Raw genomic sequence first — 23,565 nt, 5'->3', positions numbered from 1 at the left:
ACGTTGCTTTTACCTTCACGTGGTGAGCGGCGTGAAGTTGTGCGCCACTGGAAGGGCTTGCCCCCCACCCAGGAGTCCATGTGACCAGTACCGCGCAGGCGCCCACGCCGCCGCCGTCCGAAGGCCGAGCGGCCCATCCTGACCACCTCGGCCACGTCATCTTCATCACGGCCTCCGCCGCGATGGGCGGATTCCTCTTCGGCTACGACAGTTCCGTCATCAACGGCGCCGTCGAGGCGATCCGGGACCGCTACGACATCGGCTCCGGCACCCTCGCCCAGGTCATCGCCATCGCGCTGATCGGCTGCGCCATCGGCGCCGCGACCGCGGGCCGGATCGCCGACCGCATCGGCCGCATCCGCTGCATGCAGATCTCCGCGGTCCTCTTCGCCGTCAGCGCCGTGGGCTCCGCGCTCCCCTTCGCCCTCTGGGACCTGGCCCTCTGGCGCGTCATCGGCGGCTTCGCCATCGGCATGGCCTCGGTCATCGGCCCCGCGTACATCGCCGAGGTCGCCCCCGCCGCCTACCGCGGCCGCCTCGGCTCCTTCCAGCAGGCCGCGATCGTCATCGGCATCGCCATCTCCCAGCTGGTCAACTACGGCATCCTCCAGCTCGCCGACGGGGACCAGCGCGGCGAGATCGGCGGCCTCGAGGCCTGGCAGTGGATGCTCGGCGTGATGGTCGTCCCCGCGCTCCTCTACGGCATGCTGTCCTTCGCCATCCCCGAGTCCCCGCGCTACCTGATCTCCGTCGGGAAGACCGACCGGGCCAAGGAGGTCCTCGCCGAGGTCGAGGGCCACGGCATCGACCTCGACGCGCGCGTCGCCGAGATCGACCGGGCCATGCGCAGCGAGCACAAGTCCACCTTCAAGGACCTGCTCGTCGCCGGCAGCAAGTCCAAGCTGCTGCCCATCGTCTGGGTCGGCATCGGACTCTCCGTCTTCCAGCAGCTCGTCGGCATCAACGTCGCCTTCTACTACTCCGCGACGCTCTGGCAGTCCGTCGGCATCGACCCGTCCAGCTCGTTCTTCTACTCGTTCACCACGTCGATCATCAACATCATCGGCACCGTGATCGCGATGGTCCTGGTCGACCGCGTCGGCCGGAAGCCGCTCGCCCTCGTCGGCTCCGTCGGCATGGCGATCGCCCTCGCCTTCGAGGCCTGGGCCTTCTCCGCCGACCTCGTCGACGGCAAGCTCCCCGAGACCCAGGGCGTCGTGGCGCTCGTCGCCGCCCACGTCTTCGTCCTCTTCTTCGCCCTCTCCTGGGGCGTCGTGGTCTGGGTCTTCCTCGGCGAGATGTTCCCCAACCGGATCCGCGCCGCCGCCCTCGGCGTCGCCGCCTCCGCGCAGTGGATCGCCAACTGGGCCATCACCGCGAGCTTCCCGTCCCTCGCGGACTGGAACCTCTCCGCCACCTACGTCATCTACACGGTCTTCGCCGTGCTCTCGATCCCCTTCGTGCTCAGGTACGTCAAGGAGACCAAGGGCAAGGCGTTGGAGGAGATGGGCTAAACCCCGCTGCCCCGCTCCTCACCCACGGAACTGCCCCGGCCCGAGGCCCTGTGCCTTGAGCCGGGGCAGTACGCCGTCGCAGAAGAGCCGCAGGCTCCGCCACCCCTCCTCGACCGGCATCCCGCCGCACAGCGGATGCAGCACCAGGCTCTCCAGTCCGAGCGCCACGCACTCGTCCGGCGTCACCACCCGGTACACCCCCTCCGCGCGCAGCTCCTCCACCGTCGTCGCCGTCGAACGCACCGCCGAGCGGATGTCCTTCGACTGCCAGGAGGCGTACGTCCGCGCCTCGTGCAGGAAGTGCTCCCCGTGCTCCGCCCAGGTCCGGTCCGGGTCCTCCGACAGGTGCAGCAGCGGAGTCTCCTCGGCCGGCATCATCGTCCAGCCCTCCGTGCCGTACTCGGCACACCGCTCCTGGTAGTACGTCTCCAGCTCCGGCAGGTGCGCGCTCGGGAAGAAGGGCAGTCCGAGCCGGGCCGCCCGCCGCGCCGCCGCCCGCGACGAGCCCCCGACCAGGAGCATCGGATGCGGCTGGGTGAGCGGCCGCGGGGTGACCCGTACCGTACGGCCCTGATACGTGAACGGCTCCCCGGTCCAGGCGGTGAGCAGGGTCTCCAGGAGCAGGTCCTGGAGCTTCCCGCGCCGGCCCCAGTCGACCCCGCGCTCCTCGTACTCCTCCGGCCGGTAGCCGATCCCCGCCACCGTGACCAGGCGCCCCCCGCTCAGCAGGTCGAGGACCGCGATGTCCTCCGCGAGCCGCAGCGGGTCGTGCAGCGGCCCGATGATCGCCGAGACGGTCACCGCGATCCGCCGCGTCGCGCCGAAGACCGCGCCCGCGAAGGCGAAGGGGGAGGGCAGCCAGTTGTTCGCGACGCCGTGGTGCTCCTCGGTCTGGACGGTGTCGACCCCGTGCGCGTCGGCGTGGGCGGCCATCTCGACGGCCGCCCGGTAACGGGCCGCGAGGGAGACGGGGGTCGCCCGCGGGTCGACGAGGTTGAACCGTACGACTGTGAAGGGCATGGGAAGTCCCCCTCCGCTCGTGGGATCCGGCGAAGGGGGACGTTATCTGACGTAGCGTCAGATGGAAACGGTCTCGCGCACCTCGACGGGCGCCACCGGAGCCTTCTCGGGCGTCCGCGGCAGCACGGCGTAGAGCACGCCCGCCACCACGATCGTCGCCGCCCAGCCCAGGCCGTTCTCACCGATCCACGAGGAGGCGAGCGGGCCCGAGAACCATTCGACCTTCGTGAACAGCAGGCCCACGAGCAGCGCCACGGCCCACGCCGTCATCGCCTGCCAGGCGAAACCGCCCCGGTACCAGTAGGCGCTGGTCCTTGTGGTGTCCATCAGCGCCACCGCGTCGTACGTCCTGCGGCGCAGCATGTCCACGCCGAAGACGCCGATCCACGCCGAGAACGCCACCGCGAGCAGGGTGAGGAAGGAGATGAACGAACCGATGAAGCTGGTCGCCACCACCATCAGCAGGAAGCCGAAGACCAGGCTGATCAGGGCGTTCACGCTGACGGCCGCCGCCCGCGACACCTTGATGCCCAGGGTCTGCGCGGTGAAGCCGGCCGAGTACATCGACATCGAGTTGATCAGCAGCATCCCGAGCAGCGCGATCACCAGGTACGGCACGGAGATCCACATCGGGAGCAGCTCGCCGATGAAGGAGACCGGGTCCTGCGCCGAGGCCAGGTCCGGCGTCGACACGGCCATGACCGCGCCCATCAGCACCATCGGCAGGACCACGATCCCGGCGCCGCCGACCGTCGAGCCGACCATCGCCTTCGAGGAGGCCGTACGGGGCAGGTAGCGGGTGAAGTCCGGCCCCGACGGGACCCAGCTGATGCCGCCGGCCGCGATGGTGCCGATGCCCGCGACCATCATCGCGGTCGAACCGGCGGGCTTGTCGAAGACCGCGGACCAGTCGGTGTTCGCCACCAGGTAGACCAGGACGAGGACCGAGAAGGCGCCGAAGAGGTAGGTGGACCACTTGCTGCACACCCGCAGCGCGTTGATCCCGAGCCCCGAGACCAGGAAGGTGCAGGTGACGAAGAGCAGCAGCGTCACCACGATGAGGAGCGTGTTCGACTTCACGCCGAAGAGCAGGTCGAGCACGGTCAGCACCGCGTAGGCGCCGGTCACCGCGTTGATGGTCTCCCAGCCCCAGCGGGCGACCCAGATCAGCGCACCGGGAAAAAGGTTTCCGCGCTGACCGAACACGGCCCGCGACAGCGCCATGCCCGGCGCGCCGCCGCGCTTCCCCGCGATCGAGATCAGGCCGACGATCCCGTACGAGAGCACGGGCGCGGCGATCGCCACGGTCAGGACCTGCCAGAAGTTCAGGCCGTTGAAGACGATCAGGCCGGCGCCCATCGTGAGCAGAAGCACACTGATGTTGGCCGCGACCCACGTCGGGAAGAGCTCGCGGACCCGACCGGTCCGCTCGGCGTCGGGGACGGGTTCGAGACCGCGTGTCTCCATCGCGCCGTCGTGCGTCGCGCCTGCGGCTTCGGAGGCGTCGTGGGGCATGGGGGTACTCCGTCGAAGAGGTGGGGGAGCCATCCAGGGTACGTGCTCCGCCTTTGTGCCCCTCGTGTCCGATACTGGTCGGGTTATGGAACTCATCCTTGCTGTAGTCATCGCTCTGGTCGTCGTGGTCGCCGTGACGAGCGGGCTCGTGATCAGCGGCCGCAAGAAGAAGCAGCTGCCGCCCGCCGAGCCGCCGTCCACCACGCCGACCATCACCGCTCCGCCCGCCGAACCGCACGTCGGCGAGGAGGCGGAGACGCCGCGGGAGGAACCACGCCGCACGGTCGAGGAGGTCGAGCTCCCGACGGTCGAGGAGGCCGTCGAGACGCCGGCCGCCGTCGAGGACCCCGTCGTCGCCGCGCCCGAGGCCCCCGAGATCGAGGTCCCGGAGCCGACCGCCGGCCGTCTCGTACGGCTCCGTGCCCGGCTCGCCCGCTCCCAGAACTCGCTCGGCAAGGGGCTCCTGACGCTCCTGTCCCGCGAGCACCTCGACGAGGACACCTGGGAGGAGATCGAGGAGACCCTCCTCACGGCGGACGTCGGCGTCGCCCCCACGCAGGAGCTCGTCGAGCGGCTGCGCGAGCGGGTCAAGGTGCTCGGCACCCGCACCCCCGACGAGCTGCGCGGCCTGCTCCGCGAGGAGCTCGTCGCCCTCCTCGGCCCGGACCTCGACCGCACGGTGCACACCGAGAGCCCCGCCGACGTGCCGGGCGTGGTCATGGTCGTCGGCGTCAACGGCACCGGCAAGACCACCACCACCGGCAAGCTGGCCCGCGTCCTGGTCGCCGACGGCAAGTCCGTCGTCCTCGGCGCGGCCGACACCTTCCGGGCCGCCGCCGCCGACCAGCTCCAGACCTGGGGCGAGCGCGTCGGCGCCCGCACCGTGCGCGGACCCGAGGGCGGCGACCCGGCGTCGATCGCCTTCGACGCGGTCAAGGAGGGCATCGCCGAGGGCGCCGACGTCGTCCTCATCGACACCGCCGGCCGCCTCCACACCAAGACCGGCCTCATGGACGAGCTCGGCAAGGTCAAGCGCGTCGTCGAGAAGCACGGCCCGCTCGACGAGATCCTCCTCGTCCTCGACGCCACCACCGGACAGAACGGCCTCATCCAGGCCCGCGTCTTCGCCGAGGTCGTCGACATCACCGGCATCGTCCTGACCAAGCTCGACGGCACCGCCAAGGGCGGCATCGTCGTCGCCGTCCAGCGCGAGCTGGGCGTCCCGGTCAAGCTGGTCGGCCTGGGCGAGGGCCCGGACGACCTGGCGCCGTTCGAGCCGGGCGCCTTCGTCGACGCCCTGATCGGCGACTGACCCGCGGTCCACGTACGCGTGAGGGCCCCCGCCGAACTCCGGCGGGGGCCCTCACGCATGCCGGAGGCTCAGAAGTGCGTCCGGTGACAGATGTACGCCAGCGTACCGAGCAGCAGCCGCGCCTCCGGCGGCGCGCCCGCCGTGTCCAGCGTCGGCGGTCGCAGCCAGCGCACCGGACCGAGCCCCCCGAGGTCCGACGGGGGAGCGGTGACGTGGGCGCCGGGCCCCAGGCAGTGCAGGTCCAGATCGGCGTCGTCCCAGCCCATCCGGTACAGCAGCCGCGGCAGCTCGGCCGCCGCGCCCGGCGCCACGAAGAACCGCGCCCGGCCGGTCGGGGTCGCGCACACCGGGCCGAGCGGGAGCCCCATGCGCTCCAGCCGGACCAGCGCCCGGCGGCCCGCCGGCTCCGCGACCTCGATCACGTCGAAGGCCCGGCCCACCGGAAGCATCAGCGCCGCGCCCGGGTACTCCGCCCAGGCCTTCGTCGCGTCGTCGAGACCGGCGCCCGCCGGCACCGGTTCGGCGAAGGAGAGGGGGTGCGCGCCCGGAGCCGTGCACGCCGGATCCCCGCAGGAGCACCGGCCGGACGCGGCCCGCGCTCCGGGGACCACGTCCCAGCCCCACAGTCCTGTGTACTCGGCCACCGCTGTGCACTCCGTGGTGCGTACGCGGCGGCGCGAGCCGGACCGCATCTCACGAATGCCGCCGATCGTGAAGCCCATGCCCCCTCCAACGGGTCGAACGCGCCGGTGGTTACGACCCGGAGCGCCGTCGTCACCTTTGGTCACGGTCCGTCGCCGTATGTGGCGTGCGGTCGTGGGCGGGGTGGTGCGGGCCGTCGCGCGCGCCTCTCCGCGCATCCGTCCGCCGTACTCCGGTTCGTCGCATGTCAAGTGAATCGCGTCCGGCGCGTGGCGAGTTCATTCGAAGGGGTGGCGAATGGTGGCGTTTCTTGAATCGCCCTCACCGGAGGGGTGATCGTAGGATTACTTTCGGTACTCGAACCCCGGGGCCGCTCGCGCGCACGGGTATGCCGGAGGCAACCCGGTTTCCAGTTCGAAGGAGTGAGAACCCCGGACGGACGGCCCTGCGAGGCGGCATTCTGATAGGGGTTCGCATGACAAGCAATCAGGTGGATGGGGGCGTTCCAGTGGGCGGCAACGGCGCAGACGGTACGACTGCCGGCAAGCGCCCGAACGAGCAGCTGGGCTCGTGGTTCGTGCGCAGCGGCTGGTCCAAGGGCGAACTGGCACGGCAGGTGAACCGCAGGGCGCGCCAGATGGGCGCGCACCACATCTCCACGGACACCTCGCGGGTCCGCCGCTGGCTCGACGGCGAGCAGCCCCGCGAACCCATCCCGCGGATCCTCTCCGAGCTGTTCTCCGAGCGCTTCGGCTCCGTCGTCGCCGTCGAGGACCTCGGCCTGCGCACCGCCCACCAGTCCCCGTCCGTCTCCGGCGTGGACCTGCCCTGGGCCGGGCCCCAGACCGTCGCCCTGCTCAGCGAGTTCTCGCGCAGCGACCTGATGCTCGCCCGGCGCGGCTTCCTCGGCTCCTCGCTCTCGCTCGCCGCCGGACCCGCCCTCATCGAGCCGATGCAGCGCTGGCTCGTCCCCACGCCGGTCACCGACATCGAGCGCCCCGAGTCCCCGGCCGACAGCCGTCGCTCCAACCGGCTCTCCGACATCGAGCTCGACCTCCTCGAATCCACCACCGCCATGTTCCGCAAGTGGGACGCCCAGTGCGGCGGCGGACTGCGCCGCAAGGCCGTCGTCGGACAGCTCCACGAGGTCACCGACCTCCTCCAGGAGCCCCAGCCCGCCGCCACCGCCAAGCGCCTCTTCACCTGCGCCGCCGAACTCGCCGAACTGGCCGGCTGGATGAGCTACGACGTGGGCCTCCAGCCCACCGCCCAGAAGTACTTCGTGCTCGCGCTGCACGCCGCCAAGGAGGCCGGGGACAAGCCCCTCGGCTCGTACATCCTGTCCTCCATGAGCCGCCAGATGATCCACCTCGGCCGGCCCGACGACGCCCTCGAACTCATCCACCTCGCCCAGTACGGCAGCCGAGACTGCGCCACCCCCCGCACCCAGGCCATGCTGTATGCGATGGAGGCCCGCGCCTACGCCAACATGGGCCAGCCCTCCAAGTGCAAGCGGGCCGTCCGGATGGCCGAGGACACCTTCTCCGACGTCGGCCTCGACGGCGAGCCCGAGCCCGACTGGATCGGCTTCTTCTCCGAGGCCGAACTCAACGGCGAGAACTCCCACTCCTACCGCGACCTCGCCTATGTCGCCGGCCGCTCCCCGACCTACGCCTCCCTCGCCGAACCCGTGATGGAGCGGGCCGTCGAGCTCTTCGAGAAGGACCCCGACCACCAGCGGTCGTACGCGCTCAACCTCATCGGGATGGCCACCGTCCACCTCCTCAAGCGCGAGCCCGAGCAGTCCGTCGTCCTCGCCGAGAAGGCCCTCGGCGTCGCCCGGAGCATCCGCTCCGAGCGCGTCAACACCCGGCTCCGCAAGACCGTCGACCACGCCGCCCGCAACTACAGCGACGTCGCCGAGGTCGTCCAGCTCACCGACCGGCTCACCCAGCTCCTGCCGGAGGCCGCCGAAGCGGTCTGACCCCGCCCAGGACGCTCTCCCAGGACTCCCCTGACCCCGGCCGCGCCGGACGTCCCGTACTGCCCGACTCGGCTCCCCCGCCGCAAGGTCACACGGACGCCCGACGCGGCCGGCTTCGTGCGCCCGCGAGGAGATCCCGGGCGGATCCCGGGCGGATCCCAGGCGGATCCCGGGTGGCTCCAGGGCCGATCCGGTGGCGGACCCCGGGTGGGTGCGCCCGTGATCCGGCCGTTCACGGCCGCGTAACACGCCACACCCCTTCGTCACCGTCGCGAAACATCGTGCGGCATCGACCGAAACCGCGCTGCGCGAATCTCTGGCCCATAACCGGCCACGCCCCTCGCGGCCGGCCGCTCTCTCCGGCCCCGCCCCGCACAGGCCGCACCGACGACGAGGAGACGCCGATGGCACCAGCCATCACGACCCTGGCAGCAGACGCCCCCGAGCTGTCCGCCGCCAACACCGGGTTCATGCTCATCTGCTCCGCCCTGGTCATGCTGATGACCCCGGCTCTCGCCTTCTTCTACGGAGGCATGGTCCGCGTCAAGTCCACCCTCAACATGCTGATGATGAGCTTCATCAGCCTCGGGATCGTCACGATCCTCTGGGTGCTCTACGGCTTCAGCCTCGCCTTCGGCACCGACTCCGGATCGATCATCGGCTGGTCCTCCGAGTACGTCGGCCTCAGCGGCATCGGCGTCAACGAGCTGTGGGACGGCTACACCATCCCGGTGTACGTCTTCGCGGTCTTCCAGCTGATGTTCGCCATCCTGACGCCCGCCCTGATCAGCGGCGCCCTCGCCGACCGCGTGAAGTTCACTGCCTGGGCCCTCTTCATCGCCCTCTGGGTCACCGCCGTCTACTTCCCCGTCGCCCACTGGGTCTGGGGCTCCGGCGGCTGGCTCTTCGAGATGGGCGTCATCGACTTCGCCGGCGGCACCGCCGTCCACATCAACGCCGGTGCCGCGGCCCTCGGCGTGATCCTCGTCATCGGCAAGCGCGTCGGCTTCAAGAAGGACCCGATGCGCCCGCACAGCCTCCCGCTGGTCATGCTGGGCGCCGGTCTCCTCTGGTTCGGCTGGTTCGGCTTCAACGCCGGCTCGTGGCTCGGCAACGACGACGGCGTCGGCGCCGTGATGTTCGTCAACACCCAGGTCGCCACCGCCGCCGCGATGCTCGCCTGGCTCGCGTACGAGAAGATCCGCCACGGCTCCTTCACCACCCTCGGCGCCGCCTCCGGCGCGGTCGCCGGCCTCGTCGCCATCACCCCGGCCGGCGGCGCCGTCAGCCCGCTCGGTGCGATCGCCGTCGGCGCCATCGCCGGTCTCCTCTGCGCCATGGCCGTCGGCCTCAAGTACAAGTTCGGCTACGACGACTCCCTCGACGTCATCGGCGTCCACCTCGTCGGCGGTGTCATCGGCTCCCTCCTCGTCGGCTTCTTCGCCACCGGCGGCGTCCAGTCCGAGGCCAAGGGCCTCTTCTACGGCGGCGGCCTCGACCAGCTCGGCAAGCAGGCCGTCGGAGTCTTCGCCGTCCTCGCCTACTCTCTGATCGCCTCCGCGATCCTCGCCCTGATCATCGACAAGACGATGGGGATGCGGGTCAGCGAGGACGACGAGGTCTCCGGCATCGACCAGGTCGAGCACGCCGAGACCGCGTACGACTTCAGCGGAGCCGGCGGCGGTGCGTCCTCGCGCTCCACCGCCGCCCCCGCCCCGGCCGTCACGGAGAACAAGAAGGTGGACGCATGAAGCTCATCACCGCGGTCGTCAAGCCGCACCGGCTCGACGAGATCAAGGAGGCCCTCCAGGCCTTCGGCGTCCACGGCCTCACGGTCACCGAGGCCAGCGGATACGGACGCCAGCGCGGCCACACCGAGGTCTACCGGGGTGCCGAGTACACCGTCGACCTCGTCCCCAAGATCCGCATCGAGGTCCTCGTCGAGGACGAGGACGCCGAACAGCTCATCGACGTCGTCGTGAAGGCCGCCCGAACCGGCAAGATCGGAGACGGCAAGGTGTGGAGCGTGCCGGTCGAGACCGCCGTACGGGTCCGCACCGGCGAGCGCGGTCCGGACGCACTGTAAGCAACGAAGGAGCCGCCGGGTGACGAGCCTCGAAGCGCGTACGCAGAACGAAGATTCGGGACCCGGCGGTTACGCGGCGGCCCGGCTGCTCCTCCTCCACGAGAAGGAGCGGTCCGGGCCGCCGCGCCGTGCCGCCCTCGCCCAGATCACCGACGACTGGCTGGCCGGCCTCTTCGCCGCCGCCGCACCGCCCCGCGGGACCGCCCTCGTCGCCGTCGGCGGCTACGGGCGCGCCGAGCTCTCCCCGCGCAGCGACCTCGACCTCCTCCTGCTCCACGACGGCAGCGCCGACAAGGCCGCCGTCGCCGCCCTCGCCGACCGGATCTGGTACCCCGTCTGGGACCTGGGGCTCGCCCTCGACCACTCCGTCCGCACGCCCGCCGAGGCCCGCACCACCGCCGGCGAGGACCTGAAGGTCCAGCTCGGCCTCCTCGACGCCCGGCACGTCGCCGGAGACGCCGCCCTCGTCGCCGCCCTGCGCACCACGGTCCTCGCCGACTGGCGCAACCAGGCACCCCGGCGCCTGCCCGAGCTCGACGAACTCTGCCGTGAGCGCGCCGACCGCATGGGGGAGCTGCAGTTCCTGCTCGAACCCGACCTCAAGGAGGCGAGGGGCGGACTGCGCGACGCCCAGGTGCTCCGCGCGGTCGCCGCCTCCTGGCTCGCCGACGCCCCCCGCGAGGGCCTGGACGCCGCCCGCCGCCGTCTCCTCGACGCCCGCGACGCCCTGCACCTCGCGACCGGCCGGGCCACCGACCGGCTCGCCCTCCAGGAACAGGACGCCGTCGCCCAGGAACTGGGCCTCCTCGACGCCGACACCCTGCTCCGCGAGGTGTACGAGGCCGCGCGGATCATCTCGTACGCCACCGACGTCACCTGGCGCGAGGTCAACCGCGTCCTCAAGGCCCGCTCGGCCCGGCCCCGGCTGCGCGCCCTCCTCGGCGGCAGGGCGGGCGGCGGACGGACGGGTGGCGGCCGGGCCGGTGGCGTGAAACCGCCCGTCGAGCGCACCCCCCTCACCGAAGGCGTCGTCGAGATGGACGGCGAGGTCGTCCTCGCCCTCACCGCCAAACCCGACCGCGACCCCGTCCTCCCCCTGCGGGCCGCCGCGGCCGCCGCCCAGTCCGGCCTGCCGATCTCCCTCCACGCCGTACGCCGCCTGGCGGCCGCCGCCAAACCCCTGCCCGTCCCCTGGCCCGCCGAGGCCCGCGAGGAGCTCGTCACCCTCCTCGGCGCGGGGGAGTCGACCGTGCCCGTCTGGGAGGCCCTGGAGGCCGAAGGGATCATCACCCGTCTGCTCCCGGACTGGGAGCGCGTGCGGTGCCGTCCCCAGCGCAACCCCGTCCACACCTGGACCGTCGACCGCCACCTCGTCGAGACCGCCGTACGCGCCGCCTCCCTGACCCGCCGCGTCGGCCGCCCCGACCTCCTCCTCGTCGCCGCCCTCCTCCACGACATCGGCAAGGGCTGGCCCGGCGACCACTCCGTCGCCGGCGAGACCATCGCCCGCGACCTCGCCGCCCGCATCGGCTTCGACCGCACCGACACCGGCACCATCGCCACCGCTGTCCGCCACCACCTGCTCCTCGTCGAGACCGCCACCCGGCGCGACCTCGACGACCCCGCCACCGTGCAGGCCGTCGCCGACGCCGTCGGCACCCTCGGCACGCTGGAACTGCTCCATGCCCTCACCGAGGCCGACGCCCTCGCCACCGGCCCCGCCGCCTGGTCCTCCTGGCGGGCCTCCCTCGTCGCCGACCTGGTCAAACGGGTCGCCGGCGTCCTCGCGGGGGAGCCCCTCCCCGACCCCGAGGCGGCCGCCCCCAGCGCCGAACAGGAACGCCTCGCGATCGAGGCCCTGCGCACCGGCGAACCCGTCCTCACCCTGCGCACCGAACCGGTCGCCGCGGAACCGGAGGAACCCGAGCCCGTCGGCGTCGAACTCCTCATCGCCCTCCCCGACCGGCCCGGCGTCCTCCCCGCCGTCGCCGGCGTCCTCGCCCTCCACCGGCTCACCGTCCGCGCCGCCGAGCTCCGCGCCGTCGACCTTCCCACCGGGATCGGCTCGGGATCCGGCGCCGGAGGTGTGCTCGTACTGAACTGGCGCGTCGCCGCCGAGTACGGCTCCCTGCCCGAGGCCGCCCGCCTCCGCGCCGACCTCGCCCGTGCCCTCGAAGGCTCCCTCGACATCCCCGCCCGCCTCGCCGAGCGCGAGGCCGCCTACCCGCGCCGGCGGGGCCTCACCGCCCCACCGCCCCGCGTGACCGTCGCCGCAGCCGACTCCCGCCTCGCCACCGTCATCGAGGTCCGCGCCCAGGACGCCCCCGGCCTGCTGCACCGCATCGGCCGCGCGCTGGAGGGCGCGGCGGTACGGGTCCGCAGCGCCCACGTCTCCACGCTCGGGGCCAACGCCGTCGACACCCTCTACGTGACCCGTCCGGACGGGTCGCTGCTCCCGGACGAGGAGGCCGTCGACCTCGCCCGCACCCTGGAGGAGGCACTGCGCTGACGCCGGGACCGACCCGTTCCCGCCCACCGGATCCGGTGGGCGGGGGCACATCCTCCGAGCGGCCCGATACCCTGGAGGGCAATCCGACCGCCCCCGACACCTGAGGATCCGCGACCGCCGTGTTCGATACCCTCTCCGACCGCCTTGCAGCGACCTTCAAGAACCTCCGCGGCAAGGGCCGTCTGTCCGAGGCGGACATCGACGCCACCGCGCGCGAGATCCGTATCGCGCTGCTCGAAGCGGATGTCGCCCTGCCGGTCGTCCGGTCCTTCATCAAGCAGGTCAAGGAGCGCGCCCTCGGGCTCGAGGTCTCGCAGGCCCTGAACCCGGCCCAGCAGGTCATCAAGATCGTCAACGAGGAGCTCATCGCCATCCTCGGCGGCGAGACCCGGCGCCTGCGGTTCGCGAAGACCGCGCCGACCGTGATCATGCTCGCCGGCCTCCAGGGTGCCGGTAAGACCACCCTCGCCGGAAAGCTGGGCGTCTGGCTCAAGAGCCAGGGCCACTCCCCGCTGCTCGTCGCCTGCGACCTCCAGCGCCCCAATGCCGTCAACCAGCTCTCGGTCGTCGCCGACCGCGCGGGCGTGGCCTTCTACGGCCCGCAGCCGGGCAACGGCGTCGGCGACCCGGTCCAGGTCGCGAAGGACTCGATCGAGTACGCCCGGACCAAGATGTTCGACGTCGTCATCGTCGACACCGCCGGCCGCCTCGGCATCGACCAGGAACTGATGCAGCAGGCCGCGGACATCCGCGACGCCGTCAGCCCCGACGAGGTCCTCTTCGTCGTCGACGCCATGATCGGTCAGGACGCGGTCAACACCGCGGAGGCCTTCCGCGACGGCGTCGGCTTCGACGGCGTCGTGCTCTCCAAGCTCGACGGCGACGCCCGCGGTGGTGCCGCGCTCTCCATCGCGCACGTCACCGGCAAGCAGATCATGTTCGCCTCCAACGGCGAGAAGCTCGACGACTTCGACGCGTTCCACCCGGACCGCATGGCGTCGCGCATCCTCGGCATGGGCGACATGCTCTCCCTCATCGAGAAGGCCCAGCAGACCTTCGACGAGGAAGAGGCCGCCAAGATGGCCTCGAAGCTCGCGTCGAAGAAGGGCCAGGACTTCACGCTCGACGACTTCCTGGCGCAGATGGAGCAGGTCCGCAAGATGGGCTCCATCTCCAAGCTGCTCGGCATGCTGCCCGGCATGGGCCAGATGAAGGAGCAGATCGCCAACATCGACGAGCGGGACGTCGACCGCACGGCCGCCATCATCAAGTCGATGACCCCGGGCGAGCGCCAGGACCCGACCATCATCAACGGCTCCCGCCGCGCCCGTATCGCCAAGGGCTCGGGCGTCGAGGTCAGCGCCGTGAAGGGCCTGGTCGAGCGGTTCTTCGAGGCCCGCAAGATGATGTCCCGCATGGCCCAGGGCGGCGGCATGCCGGGGATGCCCGGCATGCCCGGCATGGGTGGCGGCCCCGGCCGCCAGAAGAAGCAGGTCAAGCAGGCCAAGGGCAAGCGCAAGAGCGGCAACCCGATGAAGCGGAAGGCCGAGGAGCAGGCCGCGGCCGACCGCCGCGAGCAGGCGCAGCAGGGCGGCGCCTTCGGCCTTCCGGCCGCGGGCCAGAGCCCGAAGGACTTCGAGCTCCCGGACGAGTTCAAGAAGTTCATGGGCTGACGAAGCCATACGAGGGGCCCGGGGCGGTGCGAAACCGCCCCGGGCCCTTTTTCATTCCTCCGGCCCCGCCCGCAATGCCGGGTCTGCCCTGCTCTTCGATACTGGGGCCACTGCCGCCGCGCCCCGAGGAGAGTCACGTGGCCAACCCCGTACCCCCGCGCGACCGGACCGATCAGCCCTGGCGCTCGGAAGGGGCCCCGCCGCCTCCCTCGCCGAAGCGGAAGATGCCGGGCGGCTGGGGCGGCCTGATCCTCACCGCACTGGTCGTGTACCTGATCGCCAACATCGTGCTGTCGTTCTTCAACGACGGCGACGGGCCGACGATCTCGTACACGGAGTTCGACAAGCAGGTCGCCGCCGGCAACGTCACCAAGATCTACTCCAAGGGCGACGCGATCCAGGGGCAGCTGAAGAACGAGCAGCCCGTCCCCGACGGCGACGGCGACTACACCAAGTTCACCACCCAGCGGCCCGCCTTCGCCGACGACGACCTGTGGGCACAGCTCACCAAGCAGAACGTCACCGTCACCGCCGAGCCGGTCGTCCAGGAGCGCAGCTTCCTCGCCAACCTCCTCATCTCGCTCGCGCCGATGCTGCTGCTCGTCGTGCTGTGGATCTTCATCGCCCGCCGGATGAGCTCCGGGATGGGTGGCGCCGGCGGCATGCTGGGCCGCAAGGCCCCGCCCAAACCCGTCGAGCTGGAGGCCGGTGCCAAGCGCACCACCTTCGCCGACGTCGCCGGCATCGACGAGGTCGAGGGCGAGCTCAACGACGTCGTCGACTTCCTCAAGAATCCGCAGGCCTACCGCGAGATGGGCGCCAAGATGCCCCGCGGCGTGCTCCTCGCCGGCCCTCCCGGCACCGGCAAGACCCTCCTCGCCCGCGCCGTCGCCGGCGAGGCCGGGGTGCCCTTCTTCTCCGCCTCCGCCTCCGAGTTCATCGAGATGATCGTCGGCGTCGGCGCCTCCCGGGTACGGGAACTCTTCGCCGAGGCCCGCAAGGTCGCCCCGGCGATCATCTTCATCGACGAGATCGACACCATCGGGCGCGCCCGGGGCGGCGGCTCCGGCATGGGCGGCCACGACGAGCGCGAGCAGACCCTCAACCAGATCCTCACCGAGATGGACGGCTTCACCGGCTCCGAGGGCGTCATCGTCCTGGCCGCCACCAACCGCGCCGACGTCCTCGACCCCGCCCTCACCCGGCCCGGCCGCTTCGACCGGATCGTCCACGTCAACCCGCCCGACCGGGGCGGACGCGAGGCCATCCTGAGGATCCACACCCGGGAGATCCCGCTCGCCAAGGACGTCGACCTGGAGCACGTGGCCCGGACGACCCCCGGCATGACCGGCGCCGAACTGGCCAACCTCGCCAACGAGGCCGCCCTCCTCGCGGTCAAGCGCGACCAGAAGACCGTCACCCAGTCCGACCTCTCCGACGCCCTGGAGAAGGTCCAGCTCGGCGCCGAACGCCCCCTGGTGATGCCCGAGGAGGAGCGGCGCCGCACCGCGTACCACGAGAGCGGGCACGCCCTGCTCGGCATGCTCCAGCCCGGCGCCGACCCGGTCCGCAAGATCACCATCGTGCCGCGCGGCCGGGCCCTCGGCGTCACCCTCTCGACGCCCGACGCCGACAAGTACGCCTACACCGAGGAGTACCTGCGCGGCCGGATCATCGGCGCGCTGGGCGGGATGGCGGCGGAGCGCGTCGTCTTCGACACGATCACGACGGGCGCCGAGAGCGACCTGGAGCAGGTCACCAACATCGCCCGGGGCATGGTGGGCCGTTGGGGCATGAGCGAACGGGTCGGCAGGCTGACCGCCATCCCCGGCGACGCCCAGCAGGCCTACGGCCTCTCGGCGGCGCCGGCCACCCTCGACGCGGTCGAGCACGAGATGCGGCGGATCGTCGACGAGTGCTACGAGAGCGCCGTACGGCAGCTCCACGACCACCGCCCCCAGCTCGACGCCCTGGCCGCCGCCCTCCTCGCGAACGAGACCCTGGAGGAGGAAGCTGCCTACCGCGCGGCCGGCATCACCCGCCCCGGCCGGGAGGGGGACTGACCCGCGTGCGGGGCGCCTACGGCACCCGCGCGAGCACGTACCGGAAGACGTTCGGCATCCACACCGTCCCGTCCGCCCGGACGTAGGGGGCGAGTGCCTCCTCGATCTCCTTCTCCACCTGCGAGAGCTCGGTCGCCCGCACGGCCTCGTCGAACGCGCCCGTCGACAGCAGGCCGCGCACGGCGCTCGCCCCGTCCGCGTACCCGAAGGGGCACGCCACCCGCCCCGAACCGGCCGGCCGGAGCCCCGCCCCGGCCACCAGACCGTCCAGGTCGGCCCGTACCGACGGCGCCCGGTCCGCGAGCCGGTCCGCGACCCGGAGCACCGGATCCGTGGCGCACCGCTCCGGCGGCCCCCAGCCCGCGAGGACGACCACCGCGTCCGATTGCGCCGTACGGGTGAGCGCCGCGAGCTCGGGGAGCAGTCCGTCCGTCGCGTGGAAGGCCGTGATCACGTCGTACGGGAGGTCGCCCGCCGGTACGTCCGCCGCGTCCTCCGCGACCGGTACGTCCTCCGGGAGACGCTCCCTGGCCAGCTCCACGCGCGCGTGGTCCCGGTCCACGCCGGCCACCCGCGCGCCCCGCGCCGCCGCCATCAGCAGGGCCAGGCCGGTGCCCGAGCCGAGGCCGAGCAGCCGGGACCGCGCACCCACACCGACGCGGTCGTACACCGCTTCGTAGAGCGGGACGAGCATGCGTTCCTGGATCTCGGCCCAGTCACGCGCGGGGTGGTGCGGGACGAGCGTAGGTGTCATGGAAAGAGCCCCAATCCGTGCCTGGACGACAGCCCCCCGTAGTCAGGGAACTGCGCAACCCCGGCCGCGTCCAGTGCTCGCGCCGCACGGATTCACCCGGGGGAGGGTCGGTGCGCGCCCGCGCGCGCCGACCCGGTAATGTCCCTGCAACGATTCCCGCGCCCGTCCCGGGACGTCCCGGGAGCCCCTCAGGGGGGCGTGCGCACCACGGCTACGCGCCGGGGCGTATGCGTCACTACGCACCGGCTTGACGCCTCCTGCGCGACTTCTCCGCAGATCGGCGCACTGGCCCTCGTCAGGACGCATCAATGGCAACTGACGGGTAAGTGCAAAATATTTGGGATGCCCCGGAATGGAACCCGGGGGCACATCGGCTCGTTGTACACGACGTGAGCACGACACCACCTGTTCTCGCCGCAGAGCTGGCACAGGCGTGGGCCGACATTCAGCGGCACCACCCCGAGCTGCCCGATCTTGCCGCGCCCGAGTCCCTGATCGGAGAGTCCTCGTCCGCCTGCGGCGCCGAGCTCTCCTTCGAGCGACTGCTCCACGAGGCAGTCCACGGCATCGCCGCCGCCCGAGGGGTCCGTGACACCTCCCGCGCCGGCCGCTACCACAACCGCAGATTCCTCGCGATCGCCGAGGAGATGGGGCTCGACCACCCCGAGGAGCCGCACGCGAGCAGCGGTTTCTCCCTGGTCACGCTCAACCCGGAGGCGCGGCGGCGGTACCGCCCCACCATCGAGCGCCTTCAGCGGGCCCTCAAGGCCCACACCGTCGCGACCGCGGCCGACACGAAGCGCTCCTTCCGGGGACCGGCCGCCCGGCACGGCTCCTCCGGCGGCGGCGTCCGCGTCAAGGCCGTCTGCGACTGCGGACGCAACGTCCGCGTGGTGCCGTCCGTGCTGGCCCAGGCCCCGATCGTCTGCGGCGGCTGCGGCAAACCCTTCCGCATTCCCGAGACGGTGGGCGCCGCCAGCTGACCCGGCGGCGTGTGGCACAATGGACAGCTGTACTCGACAGTCGCATAGGACCCCTCTCTCCTCCGGCTGACGCGTCCATCGGGCATCCGAGTACCGCAACCCCACGTGGCATCTCAAAGTGCCCAACCACGTCAAGACCAGGAGACACCACTCCAGTGGCAGTCAAGATCAAGCTCAAGCGCCTCGGTAAGATCCGCCAGCCGCACTACCGCATCGTCGTCGCCGACTCGCGCACCCGCCGCGACGGTCGCGCGATCGAGGAGATCGGCCTCTACCACCCGACGTACAACCCGTCGCGTATCGAGGTCGACTCCGAGCGTGCGCAGTACTGGCTGTCCGTCGGCGCCCAGCCGACCGAGCCCGTCCTCGCCATCCTGAAGCTCACGGGCGACTGGCAGAAGCACAAGGGCCTCCCGGCCCCCGAGAAGGCGCTGCTCGTCCCCGCCACCAAGGAGGCGAAGCGCGCGTCGTTCGACGAGTTCGCGAAGACCCTCGAGGGCGGCGACGACAAGGGTGAGGCCATCACCCCCAAGGCCAAGAAGGCCGACAAGAAGGCTGACGAGGCCGAGGCCGCGTCGACCGAGTCGACCGAGGCCTGAGCATGCTCGAGGAGGCTCTCGAGCACCTCGTGAAGGGCATCGTCGACAACCCCGACGATGTGCAGGTCGCCTCGCGCAACCTGCGCCGTGGCCGCGTGCTGGAGGTCCGGGTGCACCCCGACGACCTCGGCAAGGTGATCGGCCGCAACGGCCGCACCGCGCGTGCGCTGCGTACCGTCGTGGGCGCCATCGGCGGCCGTGGGATCCGGGTCGACCTCGTCGACGTGGACCAGGTCCGCTGAACAAGTCGGCCGCATCGGTTGAATGATGTGCCGGCACGGGCCGGGGAGGGCTTCAGAGCCCACCCCGGCCCGTTGTCGTTTTCGTCGTACGAGCTGTGTGACAGGAGAGTGTGGAGCAGTGCAGTTGGTAGTCGCGCGGATCGGCCGCGCCCACGGCATCAAGGGCGAGGTCACCGTCGAGGTGCGGACCGACGAGCCCGAGCTCAGGCTCGGCCCCGGCGCCGTCCTGCTCACCGACCCGGCCTCCGCCGGGCCGCTGACCATCGAGTCCGGCAAGGTCCACAGCGGCAAGCTGCTGCTGCGCTTCGAGGGCGTCCGCGACCGCAACGCCGCCGAGGCCCTGCGCAACACCCTCCTCATCGCCGAGATCGACCCCGAGGAACTGCCGGAGGAGGAGGACGAGTACTACGACCACCAGCTCATGGACCTCGACGTCGTCCTCGCCGACGGCACCGAGATCGGCCGGATCACCGAGATCTCCCACCTGCCGTCCCAGGACCTCTTCATCGTCGAGCGGCCCGACGGCACCGAGCTGATGATCCCCTTCGTCTCGGAGATCGTCACCGAGATCGACCTGGAGGAGCAGCGGGCCGTCATCGACCCGCCGCCCGGCCTCATCGACGACCGCGCCGAGATCGTCTCCTCCCGGGACGAGGGCGAGGAGCAGGCATGAGGCTCGACGTCGTCACGATCTTCCCCGAGTACCTCGAACCCCTGAACGTCTCCCTCGTGGGCAAGGCGCGCGCCCGGGGTCAGCTCGACGTCCACGTCCACCACCTGCGCGACTGGACCTACGACCGGCACAACACGGTCGACGACACCCCGTACGGCGGCGGCCCCGGCATGGTCATGAAGACCGAGCCCTGGGGGGACGCGCTCGACGAGACGCTCGCCGACGGCTACGAGGCCGGTGCCCACGGCCCGGTCCTCGTCGTCCCGACCCCCAGCGGCCGCCCCTTCACCCAGGAACTGGCCGTCGAGCTCTCCGAGCGGCCCTGGCTGATCTTCACGCCGGCGCGGTACGAGGGCATCGACCGCCGCGTCATGGACGAGTACGCCACCCGGATGCCGGTCTACGAGGTCTCCATCGGCGACTACGTCCTCGCCGGCGGAGAGGCCGCCGTCCTCGTCGTCACCGAGGCCGTCGCCCGCCTCCTGCCCGGTGTCCTCGGCAACGCCGAGTCCCACCGCGACGACTCCTTCGCCCCCGGCGCCATGGCCAACCTCCTGGAGGGGCCCGTCTACACGAAGCCCCCCGAGTGGCGCGGCCGGGGCATCCCCGACGTCCTGCTCAGCGGGCACCACGGGAAGATCGCGCGCTGGCGGCGCGACGAGGCCTTCCGGCGTACGGTCGCCAACCGGCCCGACCTCATCGAGCGCTGCGATCCGGCCGCCTTCGACAAGAAGGACCGCGAGGTGCTCTCCATGATGGGATGGGCGCCCGAGCCCGGTGGCCGATTTTGGCGCAGGCTCCCGGACGTGGAAGAATAGGCCGCTGTCGTCCGTCCGGCGCGCGCCCCTGCCACAGGGGGACCGACGCCCGCCTGGGACGCACGGCATCCCGATCATCCGAACGTACCGCTGATGACCTGTGGCATCAGCGAGGAAAGAGACCTCCATGGCCTCCCTGCTCGACCAGGTCAACGCGGGTTCCATCCGCTCCGACCTCCCCGCCTTCCGCCCCGGCGACACCGTGAACGTCCACGTGCGCGTCATCGAAGGCAACCGCTCCCGTATCCAGCAGTTCAAGGGCGTCGTCATCCGCCGCCAGGGCTCGGGCGTCAGCGAGACCTTCACGGTCCGCAAGGTCTCGTTCTCCGTCGGCGTCGAGCGCACCTTCCCGGTGAACAGCCCGATCTTCGAGAAGATCGAGCTCGTCACCCGCGGTGACGTCCGTCGCGCCAAGCTCTACTACCTGCGTGAGCTGCGCGGCAAGGCTGCCAAGATCAAGGAGAAGCGCGACCGCTGAGCCCCGGCTCTTCGCTCACGCGACGCTTGAGGTCCTCGCACAGACGGGCCGGATAGGCTCTGTCCCCGATGGACACCGAAGCACAGCACACGGAGCGCGACCCCTCCACCGACACGGAGGACGGGTCGCGCTCCGTGCGCGTTTCCTGGCGCCGCACGGGCCTCGCCGGCGCGGCCTGTGTGGCCTTTCTGCTGCTCCTGAGCCACTTCGTGATCCAGCCGTTCCTGATCCCCAGCAGCTCGATGGAGCCGACGCTCCAGGTCGGCGACCGGATCCTCGTGAACAAGCTGGCGTACCGTTTCGGCAGTGAGCCGCGCCGGGGCGACGTCGTCGTCTTCGACGGCACCGGCTCCTTCGTACGCGAGGACGTCGGCGGCAATCCGCTCACCGGGCTCCTGCACGACGCCGCGGCCGCCCTCGGGTTCGCCGAACCCGACGAGACCGACTTCGTGAAGCGGGTCGTCGGCGTCGGCGGCGACCGGGTGGTCTGCTGCGACAAGGACGGACGGCTCACCGTCAACGGCGTCCCCGTCGAGGAGCGGCACGTCATGCTCGGCGACCGGCCGTCCGGCGTCCCCTTCGACATCGTCGTCCCCCAGGGCAGGCTCTGGATGATGGGCGACCACCGGAGCCAGTCCAGCGACTCCCGCGACCACCTCGGCAGCCCCGGCGGCGGCATGGTCCCCGTCGACAAGGTCGTCGGACGCGCCGACTGGATCGCCTGGCCCTTCGGCCGCTGGTCCACCGTGCCCGCGACGGGCGCCTTCGACGCCGTACCGGCCCCGCCGCCCGGCGGGCACGCCACGGGCCCCCGTGGGTAGCCGCGGACGCCCGCCCGGCGGGCCCGCCCAGGGCCCCGGCACCGCGCCGCTGCCGGGCCGGGCCGAGCGGCGCAGGCTCGCCCGCAAGGTCAAGCGCCGCAGGCAGCGCTCCGCGCTCCGCGAGATCCCCATCCTCGTCACCGTCGCCGTGCTCATCGCGCTCGTCCTCAAGACCTTCCTGGTCCAGGCCTTCGTCATCCCCTCCGGGTCCATGGAACAGACGATCCGCATCGACGACCGGGTCCTCGTCGACAAACTCACCCCCTGGTTCGGCTCCCGGCCCCAGCGCGGCGACGTCGTCGTCTTCAAGGACCCCGGCAACTGGCTCCAGCAGGAGACCGTGCCGGCCGCCGAGGACCCGGTCGGCGTCAAGCAGGTCAAGCAGGCCCTGACCTTCATCGGACTGCTGCCCTCCGCCGACGACCGCGACCTCATCAAGCGGGTGATCGGCGTCGGCGGGGACACCGTCCGCTGCTGCGGCAAGGACGGGCGCCTCACCGTCAACGGCGTACCCCTGGACGAGCCGTACCTGCACCCCGGGAACAAGCCGTCCACGATCCCCTTCGAGGTGAAGGTCCCGGAGGGCCGGATCTTCGTGCTCGGCGACCACCGCTCCAACTCGGCCGACTCCCGCTTCCACCTCGACGAGAAGGACCACGGCACCGTCTCCGAGGAGCAGGTCGTGGGGCGCGCCGTCGTGATCGCCTGGCCCGTCGGGAACTGGCGGCGCCTGGAGGAACGGCAGACCTTCACCGCCGTACCGGACGGGCGTGCGAGTTCCGGGCCCGCGCTCGGTCTGTCGCATAGTGTTGCCCCGCGCGATCTGAACGGATTGCCCGGGCTCCCGACCCCTGCGGAACTTCTGCTCGTTATGGGAGTGATGGGCCTGTCCCTGTTCCGGGGCAGGCGATCGCACGGAGTGAGGAGTTGATGTGGGGGATTTGGCCGTCGGCGCACGATCCGGACACGATGAGCCCGAGAAGAAGGCCGGTGTGGCCATCGGCGACGATGTGACGGGTGACGATGTGACGGATGACGAGCGGGCGCACGACGACGGCGGCGACGGGGACGGCGAGGCGGCGGGCAGGTCGGGCGCGAGCCCGAAGAAGCCGCGTTCCTTCTGGAAGGAGCTGCCCCTCCTCATCGGCATCGCCCTGGTGCTCGCGCTCCTGATCAAGACCTTCCTGGTGCAGGCGTTCTCGATTCCCTCGGAATCGATGATGAACACCCTCCAGCGCGGTGACCGGGTCCTCGTCGACAAGCTCACCCCGTGGTTCGGCTCCGAGCCGGAGCGCGGCGAGGTCGTCGTCTTCCACGACCCGGGCGGCTGGCTGGAAGGCCAGAAGACGCCCGACCCGAACGTCGTCCAGAAGTTCCTCAGCTTCATCGGCCTCATGCCGTCCGCCGAGGAGAAGGACCTCATCAAGCGAGTCATCGCGGTCGGCGGCGACACGGTCTCCTGCAAGGAGGGCGGCAAGGTCGTCCTCAACGGCGTGCCCCTGGACGAGAGCGCGTACCTCTACCCCGGTTCCATGCCCTGCCAGGACTCCTTCGGCCCGATCAAGGTCCCCGAGGGCCGCATCTGGGTCATGGGCGACAACCGGCAGAACTCGCTGGACTCCCGCTTCCACCAGCAGCTCCCCGGCGGCGGCACCGTCGCCAACGACCTGGTCGTGGGCCGCGCCGTCGTGATCGCCTGGCCCGTCACCCGCTGGGCCACCCTCCCGGTGCCCGACATCTTCGACCAGCCGGCGCTCAACCAGGCCGTGGCCGCCGCACCGCTGGGCGCGGCGGGTCTGGCCGGTGCTCTTCCGCTGGTCCTGTGGCGTCGGAAGAAGCGCACGGCAGGGCATACCGCCGAGTAGTGACCCGCGGGTAG

21 protein-coding genes are annotated in these 23,565 nt (G+C 71.4%); 17 read left to right on the top strand and 4 right to left on the bottom strand.

The features are described from left to right. The first annotated feature begins 80 nt into the window (after window positions 1–80). A complete protein-coding gene (locus DEJ46_RS11170) occupies window positions 81–1,514 on the top strand; it encodes a sugar porter family MFS transporter (protein ID WP_150265686.1) in 1,434 nt (477 codons plus the stop codon). Between the two features lie 18 nt (window positions 1,515–1,532). Here DEJ46_RS11170 and DEJ46_RS11165 read toward each other — a convergent pair whose 3' ends face one another. Together DEJ46_RS11165 and DEJ46_RS11160 are read right to left on the bottom strand one after the other, a co-directional pair. Continuing rightward, on the bottom strand, window positions 1,533–2,534 hold the full coding sequence (locus tag DEJ46_RS11165; RefSeq protein ID WP_150265684.1) for an LLM class flavin-dependent oxidoreductase: 1,002 nt from the start codon (window positions 2,532–2,534) through the stop codon (window positions 1,533–1,535). Window positions 2,535–2,591: 57 nt separating this feature from the next. Continuing rightward, window positions 2,592–4,049: a cytosine permease gene (locus DEJ46_RS11160; protein WP_150265682.1), complete on the bottom strand. Its 1,458-nt coding sequence runs from the start codon at window positions 4,047–4,049 to the stop codon at window positions 2,592–2,594. 85 nt (window positions 4,050–4,134) lie between these two features. Between DEJ46_RS11160 and ftsY the strand changes: the two genes are divergently transcribed. Beyond that, complete coding sequence (gene ftsY / locus DEJ46_RS11155; RefSeq protein ID WP_150265680.1) at window positions 4,135–5,361, top strand: signal recognition particle-docking protein FtsY; 1,227 nt, start codon at window positions 4,135–4,137, stop codon at window positions 5,359–5,361. A gap of 68 nt (window positions 5,362–5,429) precedes the next feature. Here ftsY and DEJ46_RS11150 read toward each other — a convergent pair whose 3' ends face one another. Beyond that, window positions 5,430–6,083 carry a bifunctional DNA primase/polymerase gene (locus DEJ46_RS11150; protein WP_150265679.1) on the bottom strand — a complete coding sequence of 218 codons (654 nt, stop codon included), beginning with the start codon at window positions 6,081–6,083 and terminating at the stop codon, window positions 5,430–5,432. A 428-nt stretch (window positions 6,084–6,511) separates the two neighbouring features. Here DEJ46_RS11150 and DEJ46_RS11145 point away from each other — a divergent pair, with 428 nt between their 5' ends. The 6 genes from DEJ46_RS11145 (at window position 6,512) to ftsH (ending at window position 16,318) form a co-directional block, all read left to right on the top strand. Further along, the gene (locus tag DEJ46_RS11145) at window positions 6,512–7,987 is read left to right on the top strand and encodes a hypothetical protein (RefSeq protein WP_150274320.1); all 1,476 of its coding nucleotides are present in this window, start codon (window positions 6,512–6,514) and stop codon (window positions 7,985–7,987) included. Window positions 7,988–8,391: 404 nt separating this feature from the next. After that, entirely contained in the window at window positions 8,392–9,738 is a 1,347-nt protein-coding gene (locus DEJ46_RS11140) for an ammonium transporter (protein ID WP_150265677.1), read from the top strand. Further along, on the top strand, window positions 9,735–10,073 hold the full coding sequence (locus DEJ46_RS11135; RefSeq protein ID WP_015036464.1) for a P-II family nitrogen regulator: 339 nt from the start codon (window positions 9,735–9,737) through the stop codon (window positions 10,071–10,073). The genes DEJ46_RS11140 and DEJ46_RS11135 overlap by 4 nt, the downstream gene beginning before the upstream one ends. 19 nt (window positions 10,074–10,092) lie before the next feature. Continuing rightward, a complete protein-coding gene (locus DEJ46_RS11130; RefSeq protein ID WP_150265675.1) occupies window positions 10,093–12,582 on the top strand; it encodes a [protein-PII] uridylyltransferase in 2,490 nt (829 codons plus the stop codon). A 119-nt stretch (window positions 12,583–12,701) separates the two neighbouring features. After that, window positions 12,702–14,255 carry a signal recognition particle protein gene (gene ffh, locus DEJ46_RS11125; RefSeq protein ID WP_150265673.1) on the top strand — a complete coding sequence of 518 codons (1,554 nt, stop codon included), beginning with the start codon at window positions 12,702–12,704 and terminating at the stop codon, window positions 14,253–14,255. Window positions 14,256–14,392: 137 nt separating this feature from the next. Further along, window positions 14,393–16,318, top strand: a complete 1,926-nt coding sequence (gene ftsH, locus DEJ46_RS11120; protein ID WP_150265672.1) for an ATP-dependent zinc metalloprotease FtsH — start codon at window positions 14,393–14,395, stop codon at window positions 16,316–16,318. 16 nt (window positions 16,319–16,334) lie between these two features. On the opposite strand, the gene DEJ46_RS11115 is transcribed toward ftsH, so the two are convergent. Beyond that, window positions 16,335–17,072, bottom strand: a complete 738-nt coding sequence (locus DEJ46_RS11115; protein WP_150265670.1) for a methyltransferase domain-containing protein — start codon at window positions 17,070–17,072, stop codon at window positions 16,335–16,337. A 389-nt stretch (window positions 17,073–17,461) separates the two neighbouring features. Here DEJ46_RS11115 and DEJ46_RS11110 point away from each other — a divergent pair, with 389 nt between their 5' ends. The 9 genes from DEJ46_RS11110 to lepB (DEJ46_RS11070) all read left to right on the top strand — a co-directional run bounded on the left by DEJ46_RS11110 (window position 17,462) and on the right by lepB (DEJ46_RS11070) (window position 23,551). Continuing rightward, window positions 17,462–18,055: a hypothetical protein gene (locus tag DEJ46_RS11110; RefSeq protein ID WP_024755886.1), complete on the top strand. Its 594-nt coding sequence runs from the start codon at window positions 17,462–17,464 to the stop codon at window positions 18,053–18,055. A gap of 155 nt (window positions 18,056–18,210) precedes the next feature. Further along, entirely contained in the window at window positions 18,211–18,654 is a 444-nt protein-coding gene (gene rpsP / locus DEJ46_RS11105) for a 30S ribosomal protein S16 (RefSeq protein WP_015036470.1), read from the top strand. 2 nt (window positions 18,655–18,656) lie between these two features. Further along, window positions 18,657–18,896 carry an RNA-binding protein gene (locus DEJ46_RS11100; RefSeq protein ID WP_005311361.1) on the top strand — a complete coding sequence of 80 codons (240 nt, stop codon included), beginning with the start codon at window positions 18,657–18,659 and terminating at the stop codon, window positions 18,894–18,896. A gap of 118 nt (window positions 18,897–19,014) precedes the next feature. Beyond that, window positions 19,015–19,569, top strand: coding sequence for a ribosome maturation factor RimM (gene rimM / locus DEJ46_RS11095; protein ID WP_150265668.1), 555 nt, complete (start codon window positions 19,015–19,017; stop codon window positions 19,567–19,569). Beyond that, a complete protein-coding gene (trmD, locus tag DEJ46_RS11090; RefSeq protein WP_057950514.1) occupies window positions 19,566–20,387 on the top strand; it encodes a tRNA (guanosine(37)-N1)-methyltransferase TrmD in 822 nt (273 codons plus the stop codon). The genes rimM and trmD overlap by 4 nt, the downstream gene beginning before the upstream one ends. Window positions 20,388–20,514: 127 nt before the next feature. Beyond that, entirely contained in the window at window positions 20,515–20,865 is a 351-nt protein-coding gene (gene rplS / locus DEJ46_RS11085) for a 50S ribosomal protein L19 (protein ID WP_055641117.1), read from the top strand. Between the two features lie 68 nt (window positions 20,866–20,933). Further along, window positions 20,934–21,686 (top strand): signal peptidase I, encoded by a 753-nt coding sequence (gene lepB, locus DEJ46_RS11080; RefSeq protein WP_150265666.1) that lies wholly within the window; start codon window positions 20,934–20,936, stop codon window positions 21,684–21,686. Continuing rightward, complete coding sequence (lepB, locus tag DEJ46_RS11075) at window positions 21,679–22,617, top strand: signal peptidase I (RefSeq protein WP_150265664.1); 939 nt, start codon at window positions 21,679–21,681, stop codon at window positions 22,615–22,617. Before lepB (DEJ46_RS11080) ends, lepB (DEJ46_RS11075) begins: the two co-directional genes overlap by 8 nt. A 10-nt stretch (window positions 22,618–22,627) precedes the next feature. Further along, window positions 22,628–23,551 (top strand): signal peptidase I, encoded by a 924-nt coding sequence (gene lepB, locus DEJ46_RS11070; protein ID WP_150274318.1) that lies wholly within the window; start codon window positions 22,628–22,630, stop codon window positions 23,549–23,551. Window positions 23,552–23,565 lie beyond the last annotated feature (14 nt).

It is taken from the genome of Streptomyces venezuelae (assembly GCF_008642375.1).
GTDB lineage: Bacteria > Actinomycetota > Actinomycetes > Streptomycetales > Streptomycetaceae > Streptomyces > Streptomyces venezuelae_G.
This window is presented reverse-complemented; position numbering and strand designations above follow the sequence as displayed.